The sequence below is a fragment of the uncultured Sanguibacteroides sp. genome, from assembly GCF_900543425.1.
In the GTDB taxonomy this organism is placed as follows: Bacteria; Bacteroidota; Bacteroidia; order Bacteroidales; family Marinifilaceae; genus Gabonibacter.
Genome location: NZ_UQRQ01000027.1, coordinates 1 through 21777, shown reverse-complemented (window position 1 = coordinate 21777; position 21777 = coordinate 1). Strand labels below are relative to the sequence as shown.

Genomic DNA, 21777 nt, shown 5'->3' with positions numbered 1-21777 from the left:
CCGTAACCGACAAAGCATTATAAAAGTTTTCCAACATTAGAAGTCGATACCGGAGGAAGTTGACGAACCTTTTGTCCCTCCTTTAAACGATTGACCCCAGCTGATACGATCCAAGATCCGGGTAACAATTCCGATTGAACCAAAACCATTCCGTCCTTCTGAATTTCAACGATCTCTACCAAACACCTGTTTACCTTTCCATCCTCTTTTTGATAAGACCATACATACGATTTTCCACCTTCCTGAAAAAGAGCGGAAATAGGGACCAAGGTCAGATCATCTTTTCCCGGCATAAAGTCAATCGTGACAGTAACACTCATCCCCGCTGCCAAATTCAATTTTTGTTCCGGCTTCAGGCGGAAGCGGACTTTAAAGAGTTGATTGTAATTAGCCTGCTGTGTGATTTCCAATAACTCCAACGGAATCTTTACTCCCGAATAAACATCCGCAACACAATAGAAACTCACGAAGTTCTCCCGATGAATATAATCACTCGATGGAATATCTATATCTACCTCAAAATAATGATCATTGATCATGGATAATACAGGCAGACCCTGATTAACGATTTCATGAGCATCAAAAAACTTTTTTTGAACATACCCATCGAAAGGAGCCAGTAATTTAGTATCATTTAAAGCATTTCGATGCGCTTCATAAAGAGCCGTAATCCGTTTCAGCGCAGCTACCGCCTTATCATAATCATTTACCGGGACGCTCTTTCGGCGATAAAGTTCCATAATTCGCTCGGATTCTCCTTTTATCTGTTTATACTCGGCAGCCGTGGCATCAAATTGCAATTTATAATCCCGGGGATCAATTTCAGCTAATATCTGCCCCTTTCTCACGTATTCTCCTATTTCTGCCTGAAATTTTATAATCGGACCCGCAACCCGGAAGGCCAATTTTACATCCGAGGCCGCTTTTATTTTCCCCGGATAATTTGTACTACATTCTCCCTCATACTTTTGAACCTCCGCCGTTTTTACCAATTGCGGAATCTCTAATCCCGGCGCAGCTCTACGGCAGGATACAACTACGAATAAAGCTCCTATCACAGGAGCCCATTTCAATACCGAAAAAAACATCATCTTCATAATATACAGTTAAAGATCATAACCATATACTCAAAAGACTAAACAAATGTTTCACTTTCTTTTCCTAAACTCTATAAAAAGGTATCGCCTTTACACAACATAATAAAAGCCTGAAACTGTCAAGAATAAATATCTATTTCAGGAATTTAAAAAAACAGAACGAACCTTTATAACTGTCCTGTTGCTTTCAAATAACGAGTTTCACTTAAACGTAACTCGGCTTTGGCATCGATCCAGTCGCTCCACGCTTTTTGCCATTGAGCCTGTGCTTCCATATAGTTGGTTAATGTTTCCATCCCCACTTCATATTGATTCTTACTGACAGTCAGATTCTCTTGTGCCTGAGATAATGATTTGCGGGTCAATGTTACCCGGGTTACCGCATCTTCCACGTTAAAACGAGCCCTGGCAACCTCTAACTGCATCATCTGTGCCATATCTTCCTGTCTCAAGCGACTCATCTCTTTTTCAGCTTTTACGGAACGTACTTTATTTCTACCTTCCCCCCAGTTGTAAATCGGAATCTTCAGGGAAGCCATTGCCGTGAAAGAAGAGATTCCCGAACCCTGTCCGTTCAATGTAATCCCATCGGAATACCCGTAAGAAGCAGAAACTCCCAGTTGAGGCAAAAAATCGGAACGGGTCAGTTCCACCTCTTTACCCTTCAACTCGACCTCCTTCCCTAACAGGTTATATTCCGGGCGCCCCGTGATGCCGGCCTTTGCCTCAAATAACCCCGGAGTCATCCCCTCCCGGAGAGTATCGCTAACCTGTACTTTCGTATAAAAATCAATTCCGACGACCCGGCATAGATTCATACTGGCCAATGACTTACCGTTCATGGCCTTTTGTAATAAAAGCTCAGCCTCATTCAGTTTTACCTGTGCTTTCAACAAATCATTCCGGGAACTCATTCCAATTTCATAAGCATTTTTCAGGTTATGTACCAACTCTTCCACGACCGATTTATACTTTTCGGCGGAAACTACTAACTCACACACCTTCAGGTATTGCCAATACACCTCGTCCGCCTCTAAAATCACCTCCATTCGATTGTATTCCTGATTCAAATCCGCCATCTCTTTTCCTATTTTTGCCATACTGAAAGCCGAGCGCACTTTTCCTCCCATAAAAAGAGGTTGTTCCAACAATACCCCCGCCGTATAAATCCCCCGTAAGCCCAAAGCCAAATTGATATCAGGCATAAAAGCATACTCGTTAAAAAAAGGTAAGCCGTCTTTCCCCATCACGGGCAAATGTGTTGTCGGATCGAGATATAAATTAGGGACTAAATTTCCTTGTCCATCCTGAATGTACGTGGGTAAATAACCGCCGTTAATCTTAAATTTCCACTTTTTTTGCATATAGGCATACATCCCCATGGCCGAAACCTTCGGTAAGAAATTAGCCCTGTAACTTTTCACGTCATAGGTAGATTTCTCTACCTGTCGAGCTGCCATAGCTATTTTCTTACTGTTCTCCAAAGCCATTTCCCGGCATTTTTTTAAATCCAGTGATATTTGAGCCTGTACCGGAATAAAACCTGCCAACAATATGATTACAAATAAAAAGCGCATTTCTTTTTGATTTAAATTTATCATTCGTAAAACGTCATTCCTCTTTTTGATCTTTAAAGAAGATGGCATATAAAACCGGAATAAATACTAACGTAATTACTGTCCCGACCAATAATCCTCCCATAATAGTCACCGCCATAGAACCGAACATATCATCCCCCAAAAGCGGAATCATCCCCAATATAGTCGTCAAAGAAGCCATCATTACCGGACGGAAACGGGAAGAAGAGGAATCCAACAGCGCTTGCAACTGACTCTTTCCAGAAGCGATTTGCAAACCGATCTCATCTAACAATACGACTCCATTCTTGATCATCATCCCGATCAATCCGAGAGCTCCGACGATAGCCACAAACCCGAACTCTTTACCGCTTAATAGCATTCCCGCCACAATACCGATAGTTGCCAAGGGTAAACACAAGAAAATAATGATCGGTTTTTTGAAATCTTTAAATAGCATAATCAATATGGCAATCATCAGGATAATAGCTAACGGGATGTTGGCAAAAAGGTACTTCATCGATTCCCCACTCGCCTTATGCTCCCCTAACCATTGCATCGTATAACCCTCCGGTAGAGTGATCGTATCTATTTTCCCGGCCAGAAGGACTCTCGCACTTTCGGCCGTATATCCCAATGCATTATTGCATTGAGCTCGCATGGCCCGTTGTCCGTTATATCGCCGAACCACCGGATCTTCCCATTTCATGTTCACCCCGCGGGTAACCTGATTCAAGGGAGTAGAACCTATGGTGCGGGCCAATAACTCTTCCCCCGAAGTCGTTCCCATCAACAACCCTTTCAAAGACTCTTCATTGAAAGCGGAGGTAGAAGGCATCACGCTCCACACGGGAATATTATCCAGCGCCTCGACTTTCTCTCCTTGACTATTCCGGCTCTTCATGTATAAAGGTAATGAACGGGTTCCCTCGTAATAAGCTCCTACCGGTAATCCATCCGTCGCCGACAACATCGACAACCCCACATCGGAACGAGAAAGTCCCGCGGAACGGGCTATCGGTTGATAATAATTTACCATCAACACGGGCACCATCGGATCCCAATCTCTCGTGACAAGCATAACTGCCGGCTCATCACGCATAATACGTTCGGCTTTAGCCGTTAATTCTTTCAAAACGGCAGGATCAGGACCGGAGAACATCAATTCAATCGGAAACTTTTTGTACATAAGATTATAACGCTTCATCCTCACGTAAGCATCCGGATAATGAGTCGTCAGATAATCCTGAATTTCCGACAAAGAACTTTTTAATGCATCGGGGCTGGTATAATCTACAATCAACTCCCCGTAACTCATAGACGGTTCTGCAATAGAACGCACTAAATTATACCGGGCAGGAGTTCCTCCCAAACTCGTGGTCACGTGAGTAATATCCGAACGATTCAACAAATAACGCTCGATTTCGGCTAAATCGGATTTCACTCGCTCTATTCTGGTTCCTTCCGGCATCTTAAATTCCACGTATAACTGAGAATAACTCAGATCAGGGAAAAATCCTTGTGGGATATAACGATAACAATAAGCCGTAATTCCTAATAAAACGACGACAACAACAACGGCTAATTTCTTATGCCATAAAATATAAGTTAAGAAAGTCCGAAACAAACGGTATATTTTACTGTCAAAAAGTTTCTCGTCACCTTCTTTCGGTTTTATTTTCAATAATTTATCCGCGTGAATAGGAATTTGCGTCAAGGCCAATATCCAACTCAACAACAGAGAAACTGCCAATACGATGAATAAATCCCGAACATACTCTCCCGTTGTATCCGGAGAAATAAAGATCGGGAAGAAAGCCAATATGGCTATCAAGGTAGCCCCTAACAAAGGCATGGCCGTCTTCTTCGTAATATTGGTCAATGCCGCCGGACGTTTAATGCCCCGTTCCAGATCCACTAATATCCCATCCACAATGACAATGGCATTATCTACCAGCATCCCCATCGCTACAATTAATGATCCCAATGAAACGCGTTGTAATGTTCCGTCAAAAAGATAGAGGACCACAAAAGAACCCAATACGATAATCACCAGACCAGTTCCTATGATAACGCCACTCCGGAAACCCATGGTTAACATCAGAATCAATATAACGATAACAACCGATTCCACCAGATTCACCATAAAAACACCGATAGCATCACTTACCCGTTCCGGTTGAAAAAAGACCTTATGAAAATCAATACCCACCGGAATCCGGGAAGTCTTAAGATCTGCCAGTTTTTTATCGACAATTCCCCCCAATGAAACGATGTTTCCTCCTTTTTCCATTGAAACGGCCAATCCGAAAGCACGTTTCCCATCATAGCGCATCTCGTTACGAGAGGGCTCCTCGTATCCCTTGGTGACGGTAGCAATATCCCGTAACCGCAGTTGATCTCCCTCATGTCCCTGAATAATTAAATCTTGAATATCCTCGATAGAGTGATAGCTATCATTCACGGCCACCCGGATACGTTGGTCCCCACTATTAAAATAACCGGGATAAACGGTTTTATTCTGATTATTTAATGTAGCCAAAACCTCCATCGGATGCACGCCCAGATTCACCATTTTATCTTGAAGAATCTCGATATTAATACAAGACTTTCGATCCCCGTACAACTCTACCCGACGCACCCCTGCAATATCCTGTAACTCCCTTTTTACCAATTGGGCATAATCCATTAATTCGTCATCGGGTATACCGTCGGTCGTTATCGCGTAAAACATACCGTACACATCCCCAAAATCATCCATGACCACGGAAGGACGGGTTTCCGACGGTAAACTGGCTTGAGCATTTGTCACCTTCCGCCGTAAAATATCCCACTTTTGTTCCAATTCATCTCCACTGACTGTACTCTCCAACTCCACCGTTATTAAAGACATATCCGCCATAGACTTGGATTCGATACTGGAAATAGCTCCCATGGAACGGATTGATTTTTCCAGCACATCGGTCACTTCCAACTCCACCTGATGTGCAGAAGCCCCGGGATAAACAGTAAGAATCATCGCCTGTTTCACCTTTATCTCCGGATCTTCCAATTTACTCATAGAGATAAAAGCAAAAACACCGCCAATCACGAGAACGGCAATAAAGAAATTCACCAGTGCTCTGTTATTCAAGGCGTATTCCGTCAAATTCATAGCAATCCTCCTACGTTAGTCGATGACACTCCTTTCAAAAGTTCGACCTTCATTCCCTCTTTCAACTCATGAACTCCAGCCGAGATAACGATCTCTCCCACCTTCAATCCTTGTGCGACGATTGCGGTTCCATCCTTCAGTAATTTACTAAGTTTTACCCCTCTCATAGAAACAGTTTGAGTCGAAGGATTATATACCCAAACAGCTGAATCTCCCTTGTTTTCAAAAATAGCAGACAACGGAATAATTGTCAATTCACTAATCTGAGGATTATATTCGATGTTTACGTTTACACTCATCCCTGCAGCTATATCAAATCCCTTTTCCGGTTTCAGACGAAGACGCATCTTATAGAGCTGGTTTAAATTAGCTTTCCGAGTAACCTCTATCAATTCCAAAGGGAAAACCTTATTCGGAAAAACATCGATAGTACAAGAAAAAGACTTGAACAAATTCTGACGAACATAATCGCTCGAAGGAATATCGATCTCTACATCGAAATAAGTATTATTGATCATGGAGATTACCGGTATACCGGCATTTACCGTCTCATGAGGATTAAAAATTTTTTTCTGGATATACCCATCGAACGGAGCCAGCAAACGCGTATCTTCCAAGGCATTTTTATGAGCATTGTATTTAGCTGTTATCTGCCTTAAACCATACACGGCTTTTTCATAATCGTTCACGGGAACACTCTTCCGTCTATACAATTCGATCACTCTCTCGGCTTCTCCCTTTACTTGCCGAAATTCGGCTTCTGTAGCAGAAAACTGAATTTCATAATCCCGGGGATCTATTTCGGCGATTAAGGTACCTTTTTTCACGAAAGCTCCTACCTCTAACGGCATTCTCAAAATAGGACCAGCCACTCGAAAAGCCAGATTTACATCGGAAGCCGCCTTTATTTTTCCCGGATACACTATGGATAATTCCCCTTGATGGTCTTTTACCGTATCCGCTTTCACCACCATTTTACTCTGAGTCCGGCCTGATTTTGACGTACGACACGCCCCTAAAAATAACACCATACTCAACATTAGAAGAATAAACTTATTCGTCATACACGCTGTTTTTATAATTCGTTTATTAACCACCACGCTAAAAAAAATCATTTCATCTTAGGGTTATCCGTTCACCCCCAGATTTTTCCCACTTCTTTCCTATACAAAAAATAAGCCAATCCGAAATAAATAAACGTCAAAACCCATAGGCTATAAAACTCATAAGAGACCTGAGACAGAGTTGCCCCCATATTATTGATAGAGATAAAACCGTTTATTCCATGAGTAGAAGGAAATACATTACCTATCCAAAGCCAATATTCAGGAATCGCCGTTTTAGGCCAAGAGATTCCGGAAATAAACATCAAAGGAACAGAGGTAAAAACAAATAAAAGATAAGGCATTTCCCGCTCTTTGGATAAAAAAGAGAGCGTCATGGCAAAAAAGACACATGAAAGCAAAAAAGGCAGAAAAAACCACATGAGTTCCGACTTTGCCCCGATCTGTGTCATCCCGAATATACGGGGGACAATAAATAAAATCCAATAACCCATCACGAAATAGATCGGAAGATAGATCAACCCCTTTCCCAATATGACACGCAAAGGATAACGATAATGTATGTTCCGGGGAATCATTCGCTTTTTAACGTTTCGATCCCTTTCTGTTCCCGCGATAGTACCCATTCCCAATAATAACGACTGCTGTATTACCAGAATCAAAACAGCCGGAATAAGAAAAGAGGTAAACCCGCTTTGAGGATTATACATTTTCACTTCACGTACTTTAACCGGAGAAGCCGCTACTTGTTGCCGGATTTTCGAGGCGTACTCCATTCCATCCACCTGTATCTTTTTCCCCATAGCCAAAGAGACGTCCGTGGCCGCCGTCAACAAAGTCTTATAATTCAACAAGGCACTCATATCACAAAAAAGCGAAACATGAGCCTGCTCTCCTCTGGCCAACCACCTACTAAAATCAGACGGGACCTCCAATATACCATAGATCTCTTTCCGATACATTAATTTTTTCGCCTCCTCCATATTACTACAATATGCCACCACATCCACGCCTGCCGTGGCATTCCAATTCCGGATAAACTCCCGACTTTCCGACGATTTATCTTGGTCTACAACGGCAACCGGGATTTCCCGTGCCACCTCATTACTATAGATGTAGGCATAAGTTATCGGATAAGCCAAGGTAAGAGCCACGAAAAAAGTAAGTACGGCATGATCCCGGAAGATCATGTAAAACTCCCGCCTCAAAACATAATATATATCTTTCCAGAAATCAATCATTCATTCAATAAATTATTCATTCTACCGATCACGGCATATATTTAAATTTCAACAAATCCAATTTCAATTTTTTCAGAATCAACAACGGCAATAACATAAACACCAATAAGGCGGCATAAGACTGCCAGGAGTAAATCATATCCAAACCATTAAGGGCCTGATCGATGTAAATCAAAAGATAATGTCTCATTTGAAAAAGATTACTCATTACCTGAACTAAAAAAGGCATGGAACGGACAGGATAAGTAAAACCACAAATAGAAAAAGCAAGTACTCCCCACAAAGCACAAGCGCTCAAGGCGATTCGATTGCGCCGAACCAGTCCCGTTAAAAATAAGGCTATCCCCTGAGAGGCCAATACCATCATTACCATCCCCAAAAACATCGGGAAGAAACCGCTATTCAAAGGGAAATGAGCATAAGCATAAAGTAATGCCAAGTAAAACATCCCCATACAAATAAAGACAATAGCCTGAGGAATAAGCTTGCCCATCAATGATAATACGATCGAGTTCCGTCCCATCTCCAACCACTTCCGGGAAGTTCCCCGCTTCACCTCTTCCCCGATGCTGTATGCTGTCATAAACATCACGAACATGCAAAGAAAAGCCGGTAAAAGAAAATTGGCTAAATAGATGGAATAACTCAACCACGGGTTATTTAACGGATGAGTATCCAAAGCAACAGGCATCAACCGGGCAGACAACAAGGGACCTCCCTCTCCCTTGGCCAGCAATAACGTTTGCTGAACCGCTCCGTTAGCCAAAGATGTCTGTGTTCTCATATCTTTGTATACCAAAGAGGCCGGAAGAAAATAGGTATCATTCGTGTAAAAAGAGATAACCGGTTCTTTTCCCGTGGAGACATCCCGTCTAAAATCTGCCGGGATATGGAAAATGCCGTATACCTCACTCCTCTGCATAGCCTCTCTCGCCTCTTTAAAAGAGGTCGTCTGCATGACAACTTCCGATTGCGCAAAAGAGTTCAATGTACGAATCAATTGACGGGACATAGCCGTATTATCTTCATCGACAACGGCTACCGGTAAATCTGTCGGTAAACCGTCTTTCAGTAAGTCCATGAAAAAAAGGAAACAAAACATCGGGGCAACTACCATCACAAACCAATACAGCCAACGCCCGGAGAGAATTCGAAACTCTCTCTTCATCAACTCCCACAATGCCCGTATATCTTTTTGCATCTCTATTTATGATTTAAGATCTTCAACAAACGACTTCCGCTTTCCGGCAATTTAATCCCTCGCCTTTTTCAACACACTCATCCCCGGACGTAAACCCTCTACCGGTTCCGTCGGTACAGCCTTAATCTCAAAAGTTTTAGCATCGTATTGTCCGGTCGTTTTGGTTGCCCTCCAAGCCGCATAACTTCCCATATCTTTCATCCGGGTTACCTTCAGAGTAATCTCCTTATTATCCAAAGCCGGCACATAGGCCTTGAAAGTAGCTCCCATTTGCAAATCCTTCAACAAATCTTCCCGAACATTAAAAACAACCCATGTATCGGACAAATCCAATACGTCCATGACCGGAGAACCCGTTCCGACCAATTCTCCCACGTGAGGATAGCGTTCGGATATCTCGCCGTCTATCGGAGAAATTAAGAATGTCTCGTTCACGTATGAACCGACCTCGGCCACAGCACCTTTGGCCCGGTTTACCTGAGCCTCTGCAGCTAATTTATCCTCTTTCTCCGCTCCGTTTATGGCCATTTCGTATTGAGCTTGCGCCGCTTGCTCCGTAGCTAACATCGCTTTATAATTCGCTTCTGCCTCATCCCTTTTCTGAGCCGACATAACTCCGTTTTCGAATAACCTTTGTACGCGCTCATAAGACTTCTTAGCTACATCTAAAGCAGCCTGAGCCTTTCTCCAGGTCTGAAATGCCATGGTAATCTTTTCCTCCCGGGCTCCTTTCTGGGCTTTATCGCTTAATGCTTGTGCCGCCTCTTCCGCCGCACGAGCCTGTGAATACTTTGCTATCACCTCCGGACTATCCAGAATAGCGACCGTATCACCCTTTCGAACCCGATCCCCTTCATCCACCAAGAAAAGGGCAATTCTCCCGGGTACCTTCCCGGAAATCCTGACCTCATTCGCTTCCGCTTCTCCCTGTATGATTTCCGGAAGCGGTTTCCTAAAAATAAAACCGAAAACTCCTACCAAAAGGACGATTAAAACAATTCCGGCAAAAATCTTTACCTTACCGTTTTCCTTTTTTTCATTTTTCATCACCATATCGTAATTATAGTTATACCTTATTTATCAACCTCCAACAAGGTTCCGTATGCTTTTTGCAGATAAACCTCACTCAATTTCGCCTCTATCTGTGTATCGATTAGTTCGGCGTTGGCCGACAACCAAGCCGTCTGTGCTTCCAATACGTTTAACACCGGAATCGTTCCTTCCTGAAATCCCAAGTTGGCAAATCGAAGATTCTCTTCCGCTTTTTCCATGTTTTTACGTGCCATCTCCAACTTTTTGGCTACTTCCTTAACCTTAAACTCGGATTGATTCACTTGCAACTCGATTTTTTCTTTCGCTTCCTGCAACTTATAATTCATTATGTTCGTCTGGGCCTTCGCGTGCCTCAAACTTTTCCGGGAAGCTCCCCAATGAAAAATCGGAGCCTTTATCCCGATACCAACGCTCCACATCCCATCGAATTTAGAACTGATCCCATCATAAAAAGAGGGCGTGCTGGCAAACCAGTTGGCCATCAAAGCAACGGTCGGCAAATATTCCGATAACGCAATTTTCTCTTTTTTCTTGTAGATATCGGTTGCCAAAGTCAAGCTGGCAACCTCGGGCCGACGATTAAAAACCTGCTGGATATCCACATCGGAAACCTCCTTTATTTTCATATCCATATGCTCTTCCCTCAAAGGAATTACCGTATCGATCGGTAATCCACAAATCTGGTTCAATACCATACGCGATAGACTTAATCCGTCTTCCACCTTTGTCAAAATCATCTCTCCCTGATTCAATTTTACCTTTACGGAAAGTACATCCGCTTTCGTCGCCACTCCGGTCTCTTCCATCAACAATACATCGTGTTCAAATTTTTTCAAAGTCTCCACGTATTTCTCCGCCATCTGCTTCCGACTCACCAAAGAGACAATCTGCCAATAGGCTTCATCCGTGGCAACGATAATGTTCTGTAACTCCTGAGATCGATTACTCTCCGCCAACTTCTCGGATAACCCCGCCATCTGATTATAAGCTCGAATTTTTCCACCCATATAAATCGGCTGCGTCAACCCGACCTGCAATACGGCCAGATTACGTTCGTCAACCGTCATGGCACTTTTGGGCAACAATGCATAATCTTTCGGAACATATTGACCGTTCACCACGATCGGTTTTCCATCCGGCCCCGACATCAATTGATCCGGCCGGAAGGTAAACTTTCCATTCTCTATCGTACCGACAGGCAGATGAGCATCCTCAGCCAAAAGATTGATCTCCTTTTGATTCCGCATATAGGTACCCATAGCATCGATTCCGGGCAAATATTTCGTGAAAGCTTCTCTTCTCTGCTCCCGGCTTGCACGTATCTCTTCATCGGCTATTTTCAAATTTTTATTATTCTCTATTGCCAAACGTCGAAAATCTTCTAAGCTCATTTCCCGCTGGGCGTACAAATTCATCAACACGAACACAAAAACAAAACTAAAAATAACCCTTCTCATATCTTTAAACATTAGTTATGTGAACATTAATAAAAACCGATTTCAATGTTCTACGTCATTTCTTCTCTTTTTATTATACTTTCCGGTATGTAGTTTTCTAAAAAAATTACTCCGCTTTTACCAAGGAGTATAATTGCTCGTACTGCGACCGAACGGCTGATAATGCATACGAAATATCCTGATGCATGATCAGATAGTTGATCACTCCGACCCCTATGTTCAGCAAATTCTTTGCCAAAATAGAGGTGTCCACGTCATCCCTCACTTCTCCCTCTTTCTTTGCCTGCAATATCAATTGTTCCAATTTGGATAACCAGGAAACTTTCGTATTCAACACCACTTCCCGAAACTCGGGATAAATGGAAATCACTTCCACCAATAGCGAAAGGCATAAAATTTCCGGAATATCGCTATCAAAACTTTTAGCACTATAATTATCAATTTCCAACAAATGCCGTATCGTCACATCTATAAACTCACGTAACGAGTGTATCTGCTTAAACTCCTCCATCCTCTTCCGGTTCAACAAACGATAGTATTCGCGGATGCCCTCTTTCAATACCTCTTCCTTATTGGTAAAGTGGTAATAAAACGTACCCTTCGTTATCCCTACGGCTCGTTCCAAATCCGATAAGGTCACAGCTTTATAGCCCCGCTTCAAAAAAAGCAAGAAAGCCGTTTCAATGATCGTTTCCCTGGTACTATTCATTTTTTTATCAACAGATAATATTGTTCAAACTGCATCCGCATATCCGAAAAAATAAATTTCATATCCGCCTCCTCGAACTCCAAATTCAACATACTGATCGATACGGACATTAAATTTCTCGCTAACACGGATGTATCTAAGGTTTCCCGGATTTCACCTTTTTCCTTTGCCTTCAAAATAATATATTCCCAACAGGCTAATCGATTTTTGGAAACACCGTATATCCGCTCCCTAAACTCAGGAAACAGCGAAGCTACTTCCAGTACCAATTGGAAAAACAAGACCTCGATCACGTAGGTATTGAATAATTTTTTCGAAAGATCGGCACTCTCCTCCTTATACTGCAATACCAATCCGAAAAATTCCCGTAAAGAAGAAATCCGGACCAACTCCTTATCCTCGATTTCACGCATAACGGTAAAATATTTCTCAATCCCTGCCTTCAGTATCTCTTTTTTATCCTTAAAATAGTAATAAAAAGCCCCTTTCGTCAAACCGGTAGCCTGCTCCAAATCTTTTAGAGAACACGCTTTATAGCCCCTCGTCAGGAATTGCACAAACGATTTACTGATAATTTCTTCTCGCAACTCAACCATTTTATACTTTTTGGTATGCTAAATATACCTGCAAATATATAAAAAAATGGAATCCAACGGTTATAAACGATAAAAACTAAAAAATCAACCTCATCTGCCCGACCAATAGTTTACCTTATAAAAATCAAAAAGGTCGTTTCGTCCAAATGGCGAAGCGACCTTTTTCTCTAACATTAAAACACCTATTATGAAAACTAATCAAAATACGCTCTCAACTCTTTTATCTTACCCTTTTTTGATTGTATTGTCACCGTTACCTCTTTCGAATACCAATCATAAATAAAAGAGATCCCCGTGTAACGATTTACCTTCCGTTGAGGAATATCTATTTTCCGCTCTTGCTCTCCATCACCGAGAATCAGTTCGAGATCTCCATCCACCTCTCCTTTCAATTTGACAGAAATACTGGACATAGACTCCTTTTTAAAAGAAAATTGTTGATGCCAGATAGTCTGATTCTCTATAAAAAATTCTTTTTCATACGTTTTAAAAAAACGAATACCACTATCCATATAGAGCATAAATAAGACAAAACTGACAAATAGTGAAATTAAAATAACGCACTTCTTTTTCATACTTACTAATATTAATCAAAAAATACCTTTAACTTTTTGATTTTACCTTTCTTTGACTTTATTGTTACAGTCATGTCTTCCGAATACCAATCATACGAAAACGAAGTCCCTCTATAACGATTGACTTCCTGCTGAGAAATATCTACTTTCCACTCATTTTCTCCATCACTATAAATAAATTCAAGATCACCCTCTACATCTCCTTTCAATTTTACTAAAGCACGCCCCAACGAAAGCGACTTTTTAAAAGAAAGCTGTTGATGCCAGACCTCCTGATTTTCGATTACGAACTCCTTCTCGTAAGAACTAAATAATTCTATACCACTATAATTGTAGATGATCAATAAAATGACACAAACAAACAATACAATTAAAAAATTTCTTTTTCTTTTCATCTTACTTATTTTTATTGATTCGTTGGAATAAGTTCTCCATTTTTCTCATATAATAAATCGCCATTATTTAAGGCATCCATTGCTTTATCACTGGCAGATCTTTTATCCAGACCCGAATATTTTTTAAATATATCATATCCGACTTTATTATTATGCAAATCCATTCTCTTTTCCAATGCACTTTGATCCGAACGCTCTTCATGTGCATTTCCAAAACGTCTTGCCAATACAACACCACAACTAATGGAGTTTAAAATATTAAAATAACAATGTCGAAAAGCATCACTTTTATCATGCCTTCCATTTTTTCCAAATATAGCTTTTGTTTCTTTTTCCGCTATTCCAGCATTTTTCCTTATCTCCAATGCTTGTAAAGGAAATCTCATAATTAAAATTACTTCATCTTGCGTTAATTTTTTATATTCATCATAAGGGTCTAACTGAAATGTCTCCAAATCTATCCCTAATTCCGCCAACTCCGCTTCCGTATGTTCATATTCACCTGAAGTACTGCCTGAACTACCACTTCCTCCCGAACCACCACTACTCCCTCCCGAAGAAGATCCCGAACCACCTAATAGATGAATAGTATAATAAACATTTACCACTCCAGCCTTGGTCCTGAAAAAATCTTTACATTTATTCATATATGCTTGCAATACATCACTATACTTTTTTTCTGTCAAAGGCCCGTGAGTATTCAAAATTATTTCGACCCATTCCATTTCAACAATAATGTCAGGAATTTTTGATGTTTGGATTCTTTGAACAAGGAAACGACCATTTCTAAGAAATATTTCTTTTCTCGTTTCATAACTCACTCCATATATAACAGACTCTCCGTCTATTATTCCATTTTCAATTTCTATATAATAATCAATATGACTGAGATATGCAGGACCTAACAGATCAACAGCACGGGCCACGCTATTTTCAATAATCACATCCCCGTTATTCACAGTCTTACTCTTCGTAAAATCTTGCCTCGGCATACATAAAGATGATTCAACAGTTAAACCTTCGTTCTGCCATTTTTGAAAAAAGACAGAACGCATAGCCTGAAATTCATAAGGTAAAGCATCGTACTCTTTTTGATCTATTAAATGCAATTCTCCCGATAATTTTATCGACTCTGAAGATTCTCTTTTATCATCTGTTATTTTGTAGATCAAACACCCGTTAATTACTCCTGTCTCCCGATTTTGCACGGGAACAAGATAATGTAATCCCTCCCGAAACCCTATACCAAAACAAGTGTGGTCCAATACCAACCGAACATCCTTAAGTTCAAGGATTTTTTCTAATTTTTCCTTTTGGTTTTGTTCATCAAGTTTCTTAACAAGATTTAATCCGGCTTTATTATCACCATCATAATAAATACTTTCAACTTTACTAGTCTCTCCTAACTCATGAACACATCCATACAATAAAATAGAGATAATACAAAAATAAATCACTCTTTTCATAATACTCGCTTTTAATTAACAATATACCACCTAAACTCATTGCAATATTGTAAATTATTTTATCAATTGCAAATATTATAAAACAAATATCAACAACAAACACAATTCTATTTACACCACAAAGAGGACATTTAACTGTTTAATAGAAAATTATCTGCAAAAAGAATCGAGAATCAAATCGAATCACAAATCCAGAATCATCCTATATTACACGAATGCCTATACGTCAATAAGCCGCCCGAATAACAGGCGGCCTATTGACGTATAAAAAAACAATCCGTTGTCTTACTCTACCGAAACGATCTCTTCCAACTCTTCCCGGGTTCCCGGATGAGCTTTTAATTCATATTTGCTGATGCGATTCATAATTACGGCGATTGCTCCGTCGCCGGTCACGTTACAAGCCGTTCCGAAACTATCCATCGCAATATACAAGGCGATCATCAATCCCTGAGCCGTTTCGTCAAAACCCAACATGGACTGCAATAATCCCAAAGCCGCCATGATCGCCCCGCCGGGAACTCCCGGAGCCGCCACCATGGCAATCCCCAACATAAGAATAAACCCGGCAAACTGTCCGAAAGAAATATCCATACCGGACATCAACATAATAGCCATCGCACAGGCAACGATCTTCATCGTACTTCCGGAAAGGTGAATAGTCGCACAAAGCGGAATCACAAAATTGGCAACTTCCCGGTTGACTCCGTTCTTTATCGTCTGTTCCAACGTCACCGGGATGGTGGCCGCAGAAGATTGTGTTCCCAATGCTGTCATATAAGCCGGTAACATATTTCTGAAAAGTCGGAACGGATTCGACTTGGAAACGGTCCCCGCTATAAAAAACTGGATAAACAACAAAACAATAGTCATGATAAAGATCACAACGATTATCTTCAAGAATACTCCCATTACCCCGGAAACCTGACCGGAATTAGTAATGTTTAAAAAAATACCGAAAATATAAAGAGGCAATAAAGGAATAATAATACCCACGATTACCTTATTGATAATATCCTTAAAATCTTCCATGGCCCCTTTCAACGTGATCCCGTTAATAACAGACATTCCCAATCCCAAGGTAAAAGCCAGGATCAAAGAGGTCATCACATCCATCAACGGCGGCATAGCTACTGTAAAATAGGGAGTTAAAGCCTCTCCACCCGTCGCCTCCAAAGGATGCAATTGTTCCGCCGAATCGAGCAACCACGGGTAAGACAAATCACAGGTAAAATAGGTAAAAAAGCCCGAGAAAATAGTAAAACCATAGGCCAGAAGAGCGGTAAACACTAACAGACGTCCCGCTCCTTTACCCACATCGGCAATACCGGGAGCCACCAATCCCAATATCAACAAAGGAATAATAAATCCCAAGAAATTTCCGAACAATCCGTTTACCGTCAAAAAGATCCGAACTAACCAATCCGGAAAAAAGAAGCCACAAACCACACCGAGTACTATAGCTATTGCCACCTTCGGTAACAAACCCAATCTCTTTTTTTTCATATTTTTCTATCATTTATTTTCCACGAATCAGCCGCACCCTCATCCCCGTTTACTTGTAAAAATTCTATCACTCCAAATACGTTACCACCAATTCGTATCACATTAATTTTTAACCCGTCCAAAATAATACCCCTTTATCTATTACGCAACACCCTTGTTCATAAAAAGAAATAAGAAAAAATAATGCTTTGCTTGTTAAGCCTTTTTTCCTCCTATTTTTTAAACCACTCATGAACAATCTGTTTAAAAAAGAGTATTTTCGCAATAAATTAAGAACGTAATCCATGACAAAAGATAAATGGCACGGGCATATTGCCATCTTCTCCGCAAACATTCTTTTCGGCCTGAACATTCCGATCGCCAAAACATTGATGCCGGAATGGATCAGTCCCATGGGACTTACCTTCGCGCGTATGGCTTTTGGAGCCATTGCTTTCTGGCTTGTTTCCATTTTCTTTATAAACGAGAAAGTTACTAAAAAAGATCTATTAATTCTGTTTTTTTGTGCCGTACTCGGAACCACGGTCAACCAACTCTTTTTTATCGTCGGGTTAGGTATGACCTCTCCTATCGACGCGGGACTTATCGTCACCATGAATCCCGTGGTCGTCATGATCATTTCTGCTTTAATACTAAAAGAACCTATCACCTCTAAAAAAGCGGGAGGTGTATTTATCGGGGCCTGTGGTGCCTTGTTGATTATCTGGCAATCGGCATCTGCTTCCGCGGGACAGGGCAGTTCGTTACTCGGTAATCTCTATTGTTTCCTGAGCGTTGTCAGTTACGCCACCTATCTGGTAATCTCCCGGCCCATCGCCCAACGTTACTCTCCGGTCACCCTAATGAAGTGGATGTTTCTTTTTTCCACTTTACTCACGATTCCGTTCAGTATTACGGACATACAGGAAGCCAAGGTCTTTACCGCCGAAACGACCTGGAATGCTATCCTAAGCCTCTTTTATGTCGTATTCGGAGCCACCTTCCTCGCTTATTTCCTGATCCCTGTTGCTCTGAAGCGAATCCGGCCAACCACGATCAGCATGTATAATTACGCCCAACCTCTTATCGCTTCTGTCGTGGCTATCCTAATCGGGCAGGATAGCCTGACCTGGGATAAACCGGTAGCCGCAATCTTAGTCTTTACGGGTGTTTACTTCGTTACCCAAAGTAAGTCCCGGGAAGATCTCGAACAGGAAGAGAAACAATAAATCATTATATTCCTCCTTCTTTATAAAAGCAAATACCGCATCCCAAAATCGGTATGCGGTATACAGCATTATTATCGTACTAAAAATCAATCTTCCAAATACTCTATCTTTCCGGAACGAAACAATCGAAGTTCTTGTTTTAATCGATCGATTTCGCATTGCATATCCTTCACCCGGCCCAATAAATGACGAATCGCATCTATTCCTTCGATGTTAATAGACAGATCGTAATACATCCGGGTATATCTTTCCAACTCTTGTAACTGAGAAAGCTGCAAATAGTGTTCACCTCCAATGATTCGGACATCGATAAGCCCTCCATCCTCCAGCAACACGATGAACGAGGGATCTATATGGCATTTCTGACAGTATTCACTAACAATTATCAAATCTGTTTCCATAGCGGTGTCTTTTAATTTAATCCCTGAATTTCTTTAAACAACTCTTTCTGCTTCTCCGTCAAATTCGTCGGAATTTCCACGGAATAGGTCACGATCAGATCTCCGTATTTTCCATCTTGTTTATATACCGGAAAACCTTTTCCCCGCAACCTAACTTTAGCGTTATTTTGAGTCCCCGGTTTTACTTTCAGTTTTACCTTACCGTCCAGCGTTTCAACCATTTGTTCTCCGCCCAATATAGCCGTGTATAAGTTCAATGGTGCCGTCACGTACAAATCATCGCCCAAGCGTCTGAATGTCGAATCCTCCGCAATCACGAAGGTAATATACAGATCTCCGGCAGGTCCTCCGTTTACACCCGGCCCTCCCTGTCCTTTCAACTTTATGGTTTGCCCGTCCGCAATCCCGGCAGGAACCGTAATTCGGATATTTTTCCCGTTTACACTCAATACCTGTTTATGTGTTTTAGCCGCATCCCTCAAGTTCAGATGCAATTCGGCATTATAATCCTGCCCGCGAAAACCGGCAGGTCCTCCTCCTCTTCCCCGGCGGGAACCGAACAAAGATTCGAAAAAATCCGAGAATTCCCCGTCTCCGCCCATACCGGAAAAACCTCCGTCCGAAGACCACTGATAAGAACCTCCTCCAAAACCTCCCTGCTGTCCGTATCGCTGTTTCTGAGCTTCAAACTCATCGGCATGTTTCCAATTCTCCCCGTATTGATCGTATTTCTTCCTCTTTTCAGGATCACTCAACACCTCGTTTGCCTCGTTGATTTCCTGAAATCGCTGCTGCGCATTCGGATCATTCGGGTTTAAATCGGGATGATGTTTTCGCGCTAATTTTTTAAACGCTTTCTTAATATCGTCCTGAGAAGCATTTTTATCTACCCCCAGAATTTTGTAGTAATCTATATAGGCCATGCTTTCATTAATTTAGACGTTATATAAATAACAAATACCGTACCTAACAACACTTATACGTGAAAAATTCATTTACTGTTCGGATAAAACAAACCGAAAACCCTTAAACGTAAAATTTGGCATATAAAAAAGGGACACCGACAAAAAGTCAGTAGTCCCTTGTATTTTAATACCCCGAACCTATTATTTCAAAATAATCTGTTCAAAATAGGTTTTGAATTTATCTTTCAACAAAGACTGGATCTCCACGATCTTATCGAATTCTAATTTTCTCATTCCTACCTCTCCGGCTACATATTTACTAATAAACTGATCTTTCCCAAAATTATTGATTAAAGCTATTTTCCCATCGATCTCTTTTTGATAAATTTGAGCCAATAATTTTGCATCGGCCTTCTTTAATTTTAGTATTTTGGCCTCCTCCTTTACCCGACTGTCAATCTCTCCCTTAATTTCATTACATCTATTCAGCATCAAATCATACACGGTAGCATCGTCACCTAACTCTTTTTTTAATCCCTCTACCCGCTTGGCTTGTTCTTCAGCCGGCAAAGCCTTTTCCGTCGCCAATGCCTCTTTCTCTTTGGCCAAATTCTCTATGTATTGCTCATAAGTCAATTGCGGAGCCTCTTCAACCTGCATTTTAAAGGTGATCGGATAAGTCATCATAAAACGTACCGGTTTTCCCTCCAGCAAAGCCGGAGACCATTTGGGCATCATAGACATGACCCGAACGCCTTCTTCATCCAATAACGGGTGTACCGAACGAGCAACCATTACATGGGTAATCGACCCGTCCTTCTCCACGATGAAAGAGATATAAACCCGTCCTTCAATCCCCTCTTTTTTGGCATCTTCCGGATAAACTACATTCTCTCCTATCCATTGATTCATATTTCCTTTAAACACGGGATTCTGGTCGACAACCACGCATATCGTCGTATCCTCATCGACCAATCGCATTCCAGCGGCTTGCGCTTCCGACATATAGCCGACAAACATCATCATTCCTAAAACTATTCCCGTTTTAGCTAAATTGTAATACATCTTCAAATGATTCATAGTTGTTTATTTATTTGGAATTCTTTTTATAAAAATCAGGTAAACTTACAATTTATATCACAAAATTGCTAATTGTCCCTTATAAATTTAGGTCTTTTATAAATTTTCCTCCCCCCTTTATAAAAAAATAACCGCCCGATATTTACATCGGACGGTTATCACTCAAATTCAAAACTTAACTATTCATTTAAATATGCACGAAGCATCCATAAAGTCTTTTCTTGCTCGGAAATATAAGGATTAATCATATCCTGCGTCCCATCGTCTCCAGCCTCGGCTGCCAAAACCATAATCTGATGTTCTTTCTTCAAAAGAATTAATAAATTCTTAATGATATCCTCTATACAAGTATTCGGATCACTTACCCCAACAACCTCTTTAATCTCAGATTTCTTCATATAATCGGAATAAGCGTGAAGCGGAGTTTCTCCCAAAGCAAGAATACGCTCTGCTATTTCATCCACTTTTTCTATCGCATCCCGATAATATTCTTCAAATTTTGCATGTAAGCCGAAAAATAACTTACCTTTGATATTCCAATGGAAACCTCTTAAATTTTGATAGAATATTTGGTAATTAGCCAAAAGATCATTCAATTGATTCACGATTTCTTTTGATTTTTCTGCGTCTAATCCAATAAAATTTGTTTTCATATTCATTTATTTTTAATTTGTTTATATTCTTATTATTTTTTCTGTTACAAATGTAAGCCGCTTATTCACATAAATCAAATCAATTACATCTACATAAATATATACAACATTTATAAACATTGATATTCAAACAATTATATTTACATTTTATAAAAATCAAACTATATTTTTTACGTTTCCAATAGAAAATTAGTTATATCCACACGATTTTATATTTCATTCTTTATATCTGTTCTCTTCCGTTTACCCGTAAAAAACAAAAACCACATGTAAAACGTACCTTTACGCAAAAGATCTAATTACATTTTCAAAAAAAAAATCCTCCAATCATTTGGAGAATCCGGAATTTGCTGTACATTTGTACCCGCAATCGGATAGGTCGCACGGGCGCTTAGCTCAGTTGGTTCAGAGCATCTGGTTTACACCCAGAGGGTCGGGG

At 40.8% G+C, this 21777-nt stretch carries 19 protein-coding genes; 1 reads left to right on the top strand and 18 read right to left on the bottom strand.

Annotation, left to right across the window (positions count from 1 at the left end):
- Nucleotides 1–17 precede the first annotated feature (17 nt).
- The 14 genes from QZR76_RS12255 to QZR76_RS12190 form a co-directional block, all read right to left on the bottom strand.
- Complete coding sequence (locus tag QZR76_RS12255; RefSeq protein WP_294143101.1) at nucleotides 18–1097, bottom strand: efflux RND transporter periplasmic adaptor subunit; 1080 nt, start codon at nucleotides 1095–1097, stop codon at nucleotides 18–20.
- A gap of 167 nt (nucleotides 1098–1264) precedes the next feature.
- Nucleotides 1265–2674 (bottom strand): TolC family protein, encoded by a 1410-nt coding sequence (locus tag QZR76_RS12250; protein WP_294143100.1) that lies wholly within the window; start codon nucleotides 2672–2674, stop codon nucleotides 1265–1267.
- Nucleotides 2675–2708: 34 nt separating this feature from the next.
- Nucleotides 2709–5828: an efflux RND transporter permease subunit gene (locus tag QZR76_RS12245; protein WP_294143099.1), complete on the bottom strand. Its 3120-nt coding sequence runs from the start codon at nucleotides 5826–5828 to the stop codon at nucleotides 2709–2711.
- Nucleotides 5825–6892 (bottom strand): efflux RND transporter periplasmic adaptor subunit, encoded by a 1068-nt coding sequence (locus QZR76_RS12240; protein WP_294143098.1) that lies wholly within the window; start codon nucleotides 6890–6892, stop codon nucleotides 5825–5827. The genes QZR76_RS12245 and QZR76_RS12240 overlap by 4 nt, the downstream gene beginning before the upstream one ends.
- Nucleotides 6893–6963: 71 nt before the next feature.
- Nucleotides 6964–8133, bottom strand: a complete 1170-nt coding sequence (locus QZR76_RS12235) for an ABC transporter permease (protein ID WP_294143097.1) — start codon at nucleotides 8131–8133, stop codon at nucleotides 6964–6966.
- 28 nt (nucleotides 8134–8161) lie between these two features.
- Nucleotides 8162–9334 carry an ABC transporter permease gene (locus tag QZR76_RS12230; RefSeq protein WP_294143096.1) on the bottom strand — a complete coding sequence of 391 codons (1173 nt, stop codon included), beginning with the start codon at nucleotides 9332–9334 and terminating at the stop codon, nucleotides 8162–8164.
- Nucleotides 9335–9385: 51 nt separating this feature from the next.
- The gene (locus QZR76_RS12225) at nucleotides 9386–10381 is read right to left on the bottom strand and encodes an HlyD family secretion protein (RefSeq protein WP_294143095.1); all 996 of its coding nucleotides are present in this window, start codon (nucleotides 10379–10381) and stop codon (nucleotides 9386–9388) included.
- A 26-nt stretch (nucleotides 10382–10407) separates the two neighbouring features.
- Nucleotides 10408–11844 carry a TolC family protein gene (locus QZR76_RS12220; RefSeq protein WP_294143094.1) on the bottom strand — a complete coding sequence of 479 codons (1437 nt, stop codon included), beginning with the start codon at nucleotides 11842–11844 and terminating at the stop codon, nucleotides 10408–10410.
- Between the two features lie 106 nt (nucleotides 11845–11950).
- Nucleotides 11951–12553: a TetR/AcrR family transcriptional regulator gene (locus QZR76_RS12215; RefSeq protein ID WP_294143093.1), complete on the bottom strand. Its 603-nt coding sequence runs from the start codon at nucleotides 12551–12553 to the stop codon at nucleotides 11951–11953.
- Nucleotides 12550–13149 (bottom strand): TetR/AcrR family transcriptional regulator, encoded by a 600-nt coding sequence (locus QZR76_RS12210; RefSeq protein ID WP_294143092.1) that lies wholly within the window; start codon nucleotides 13147–13149, stop codon nucleotides 12550–12552. The genes QZR76_RS12215 and QZR76_RS12210 overlap by 4 nt, the downstream gene beginning before the upstream one ends.
- Before the next feature lie 194 nt (nucleotides 13150–13343).
- On the bottom strand, nucleotides 13344–13724 hold the full coding sequence (locus QZR76_RS12205; RefSeq protein ID WP_294143091.1) for a hypothetical protein: 381 nt from the start codon (nucleotides 13722–13724) through the stop codon (nucleotides 13344–13346).
- 11 nt (nucleotides 13725–13735) lie between these two features.
- The gene (locus QZR76_RS12200; RefSeq protein ID WP_294143090.1) at nucleotides 13736–14119 is read right to left on the bottom strand and encodes a hypothetical protein; all 384 of its coding nucleotides are present in this window, start codon (nucleotides 14117–14119) and stop codon (nucleotides 13736–13738) included.
- Between the two features lie 11 nt (nucleotides 14120–14130).
- Nucleotides 14131–15585, bottom strand: coding sequence for a hypothetical protein (locus QZR76_RS12195; protein WP_294143089.1), 1455 nt, complete (start codon nucleotides 15583–15585; stop codon nucleotides 14131–14133).
- 285 nt (nucleotides 15586–15870) lie between these two features.
- Complete coding sequence (locus QZR76_RS12190; RefSeq protein ID WP_294143088.1) at nucleotides 15871–17091, bottom strand: dicarboxylate/amino acid:cation symporter; 1221 nt, start codon at nucleotides 17089–17091, stop codon at nucleotides 15871–15873.
- 284 nt (nucleotides 17092–17375) lie between these two features.
- On the opposite strand from QZR76_RS12190, the gene QZR76_RS12185 reads away from it, so the two are divergent.
- Nucleotides 17376–18299 carry a DMT family transporter gene (locus tag QZR76_RS12185; protein ID WP_294143087.1) on the top strand — a complete coding sequence of 308 codons (924 nt, stop codon included), beginning with the start codon at nucleotides 17376–17378 and terminating at the stop codon, nucleotides 18297–18299.
- A gap of 86 nt (nucleotides 18300–18385) precedes the next feature.
- On the opposite strand, the gene QZR76_RS12180 is transcribed toward QZR76_RS12185, so the two are convergent.
- The 4 genes from QZR76_RS12180 to QZR76_RS12165 all read right to left on the bottom strand — a co-directional run bounded on the left by QZR76_RS12180 (nucleotide 18386) and on the right by QZR76_RS12165 (nucleotide 21338).
- A complete protein-coding gene (locus QZR76_RS12180) occupies nucleotides 18386–18700 on the bottom strand; it encodes a chaperone modulator CbpM (protein WP_294143086.1) in 315 nt (104 codons plus the stop codon).
- Nucleotides 18701–18711: 11 nt separating this feature from the next.
- Nucleotides 18712–19623, bottom strand: a complete 912-nt coding sequence (locus tag QZR76_RS12175; protein ID WP_294143085.1) for a J domain-containing protein — start codon at nucleotides 19621–19623, stop codon at nucleotides 18712–18714.
- 183 nt (nucleotides 19624–19806) lie between these two features.
- On the bottom strand, nucleotides 19807–20685 hold the full coding sequence (locus tag QZR76_RS12170) for a TonB family protein (RefSeq protein ID WP_294143084.1): 879 nt from the start codon (nucleotides 20683–20685) through the stop codon (nucleotides 19807–19809).
- Between the two features lie 179 nt (nucleotides 20686–20864).
- Nucleotides 20865–21338, bottom strand: a complete 474-nt coding sequence (locus tag QZR76_RS12165) for a Dps family protein (RefSeq protein WP_294143083.1) — start codon at nucleotides 21336–21338, stop codon at nucleotides 20865–20867.
- Nucleotides 21339–21777 lie beyond the last annotated feature (439 nt).

What these genes read in the sequence shown, in the direction of transcription:
- QZR76_RS12255 (WP_294143101.1), bottom strand. Translation starts at nt 1,097, where the DNA reads ATGAAGATGATGTTTTTTTCGGTATTGAAATGGGCTCCTGTGATAGGA.
- QZR76_RS12210 (WP_294143092.1), bottom strand. Translation starts at nt 13,149, where the DNA reads ATGGTTGAGTTGCGAGAAGAAATTATCAGTAAATCGTTTGTGCAATTC.
- QZR76_RS12175 (WP_294143085.1), bottom strand. Translation starts at nt 19,623, where the DNA reads ATGGCCTATATAGATTACTACAAAATTCTGGGGGTAGATAAAAATGCT.
- QZR76_RS12200 (WP_294143090.1), bottom strand. Translation starts at nt 14,119, where the DNA reads ATGAAAAGAAAAAGAAATTTTTTAATTGTATTGTTTGTTTGTGTCATT.
- QZR76_RS12245 (WP_294143099.1), bottom strand. Translation starts at nt 5,828, where the DNA reads ATGAATTTGACGGAATACGCCTTGAATAACAGAGCACTGGTGAATTTC.
- QZR76_RS12205 (WP_294143091.1), bottom strand. Translation starts at nt 13,724, where the DNA reads ATGAAAAAGAAGTGCGTTATTTTAATTTCACTATTTGTCAGTTTTGTC.
- QZR76_RS12185 (WP_294143087.1), top strand. Translation starts at nt 17,376, where the DNA reads ATGACAAAAGATAAATGGCACGGGCATATTGCCATCTTCTCCGCAAAC.
- QZR76_RS12165 (WP_294143083.1), bottom strand. Translation starts at nt 21,338, where the DNA reads ATGAAAACAAATTTTATTGGATTAGACGCAGAAAAATCAAAAGAAATC.
- QZR76_RS12220 (WP_294143094.1), bottom strand. Translation starts at nt 11,844, where the DNA reads ATGAGAAGGGTTATTTTTAGTTTTGTTTTTGTGTTCGTGTTGATGAAT.
- QZR76_RS12195 (WP_294143089.1), bottom strand. Translation starts at nt 15,585, where the DNA reads ATGAAAAGAGTGATTTATTTTTGTATTATCTCTATTTTATTGTATGGA.
- QZR76_RS12215 (WP_294143093.1), bottom strand. Translation starts at nt 12,553, where the DNA reads ATGAATAGTACCAGGGAAACGATCATTGAAACGGCTTTCTTGCTTTTT.
- QZR76_RS12250 (WP_294143100.1), bottom strand. Translation starts at nt 2,674, where the DNA reads ATGCGCTTTTTATTTGTAATCATATTGTTGGCAGGTTTTATTCCGGTA.
- QZR76_RS12190 (WP_294143088.1), bottom strand. Translation starts at nt 17,091, where the DNA reads ATGAAAAAAAAGAGATTGGGTTTGTTACCGAAGGTGGCAATAGCTATA.
- QZR76_RS12230 (WP_294143096.1), bottom strand. Translation starts at nt 9,334, where the DNA reads ATGCAAAAAGATATACGGGCATTGTGGGAGTTGATGAAGAGAGAGTTT.
- QZR76_RS12240 (WP_294143098.1), bottom strand. Translation starts at nt 6,892, where the DNA reads ATGACGAATAAGTTTATTCTTCTAATGTTGAGTATGGTGTTATTTTTA.
- QZR76_RS12225 (WP_294143095.1), bottom strand. Translation starts at nt 10,381, where the DNA reads ATGAAAAATGAAAAAAAGGAAAACGGTAAGGTAAAGATTTTTGCCGGA.
- QZR76_RS12235 (WP_294143097.1), bottom strand. Translation starts at nt 8,133, where the DNA reads ATGATTGATTTCTGGAAAGATATATATTATGTTTTGAGGCGGGAGTTT.
- QZR76_RS12170 (WP_294143084.1), bottom strand. Translation starts at nt 20,685, where the DNA reads ATGAATCATTTGAAGATGTATTACAATTTAGCTAAAACGGGAATAGTT.
- QZR76_RS12180 (WP_294143086.1), bottom strand. Translation starts at nt 18,700, where the DNA reads ATGGAAACAGATTTGATAATTGTTAGTGAATACTGTCAGAAATGCCAT.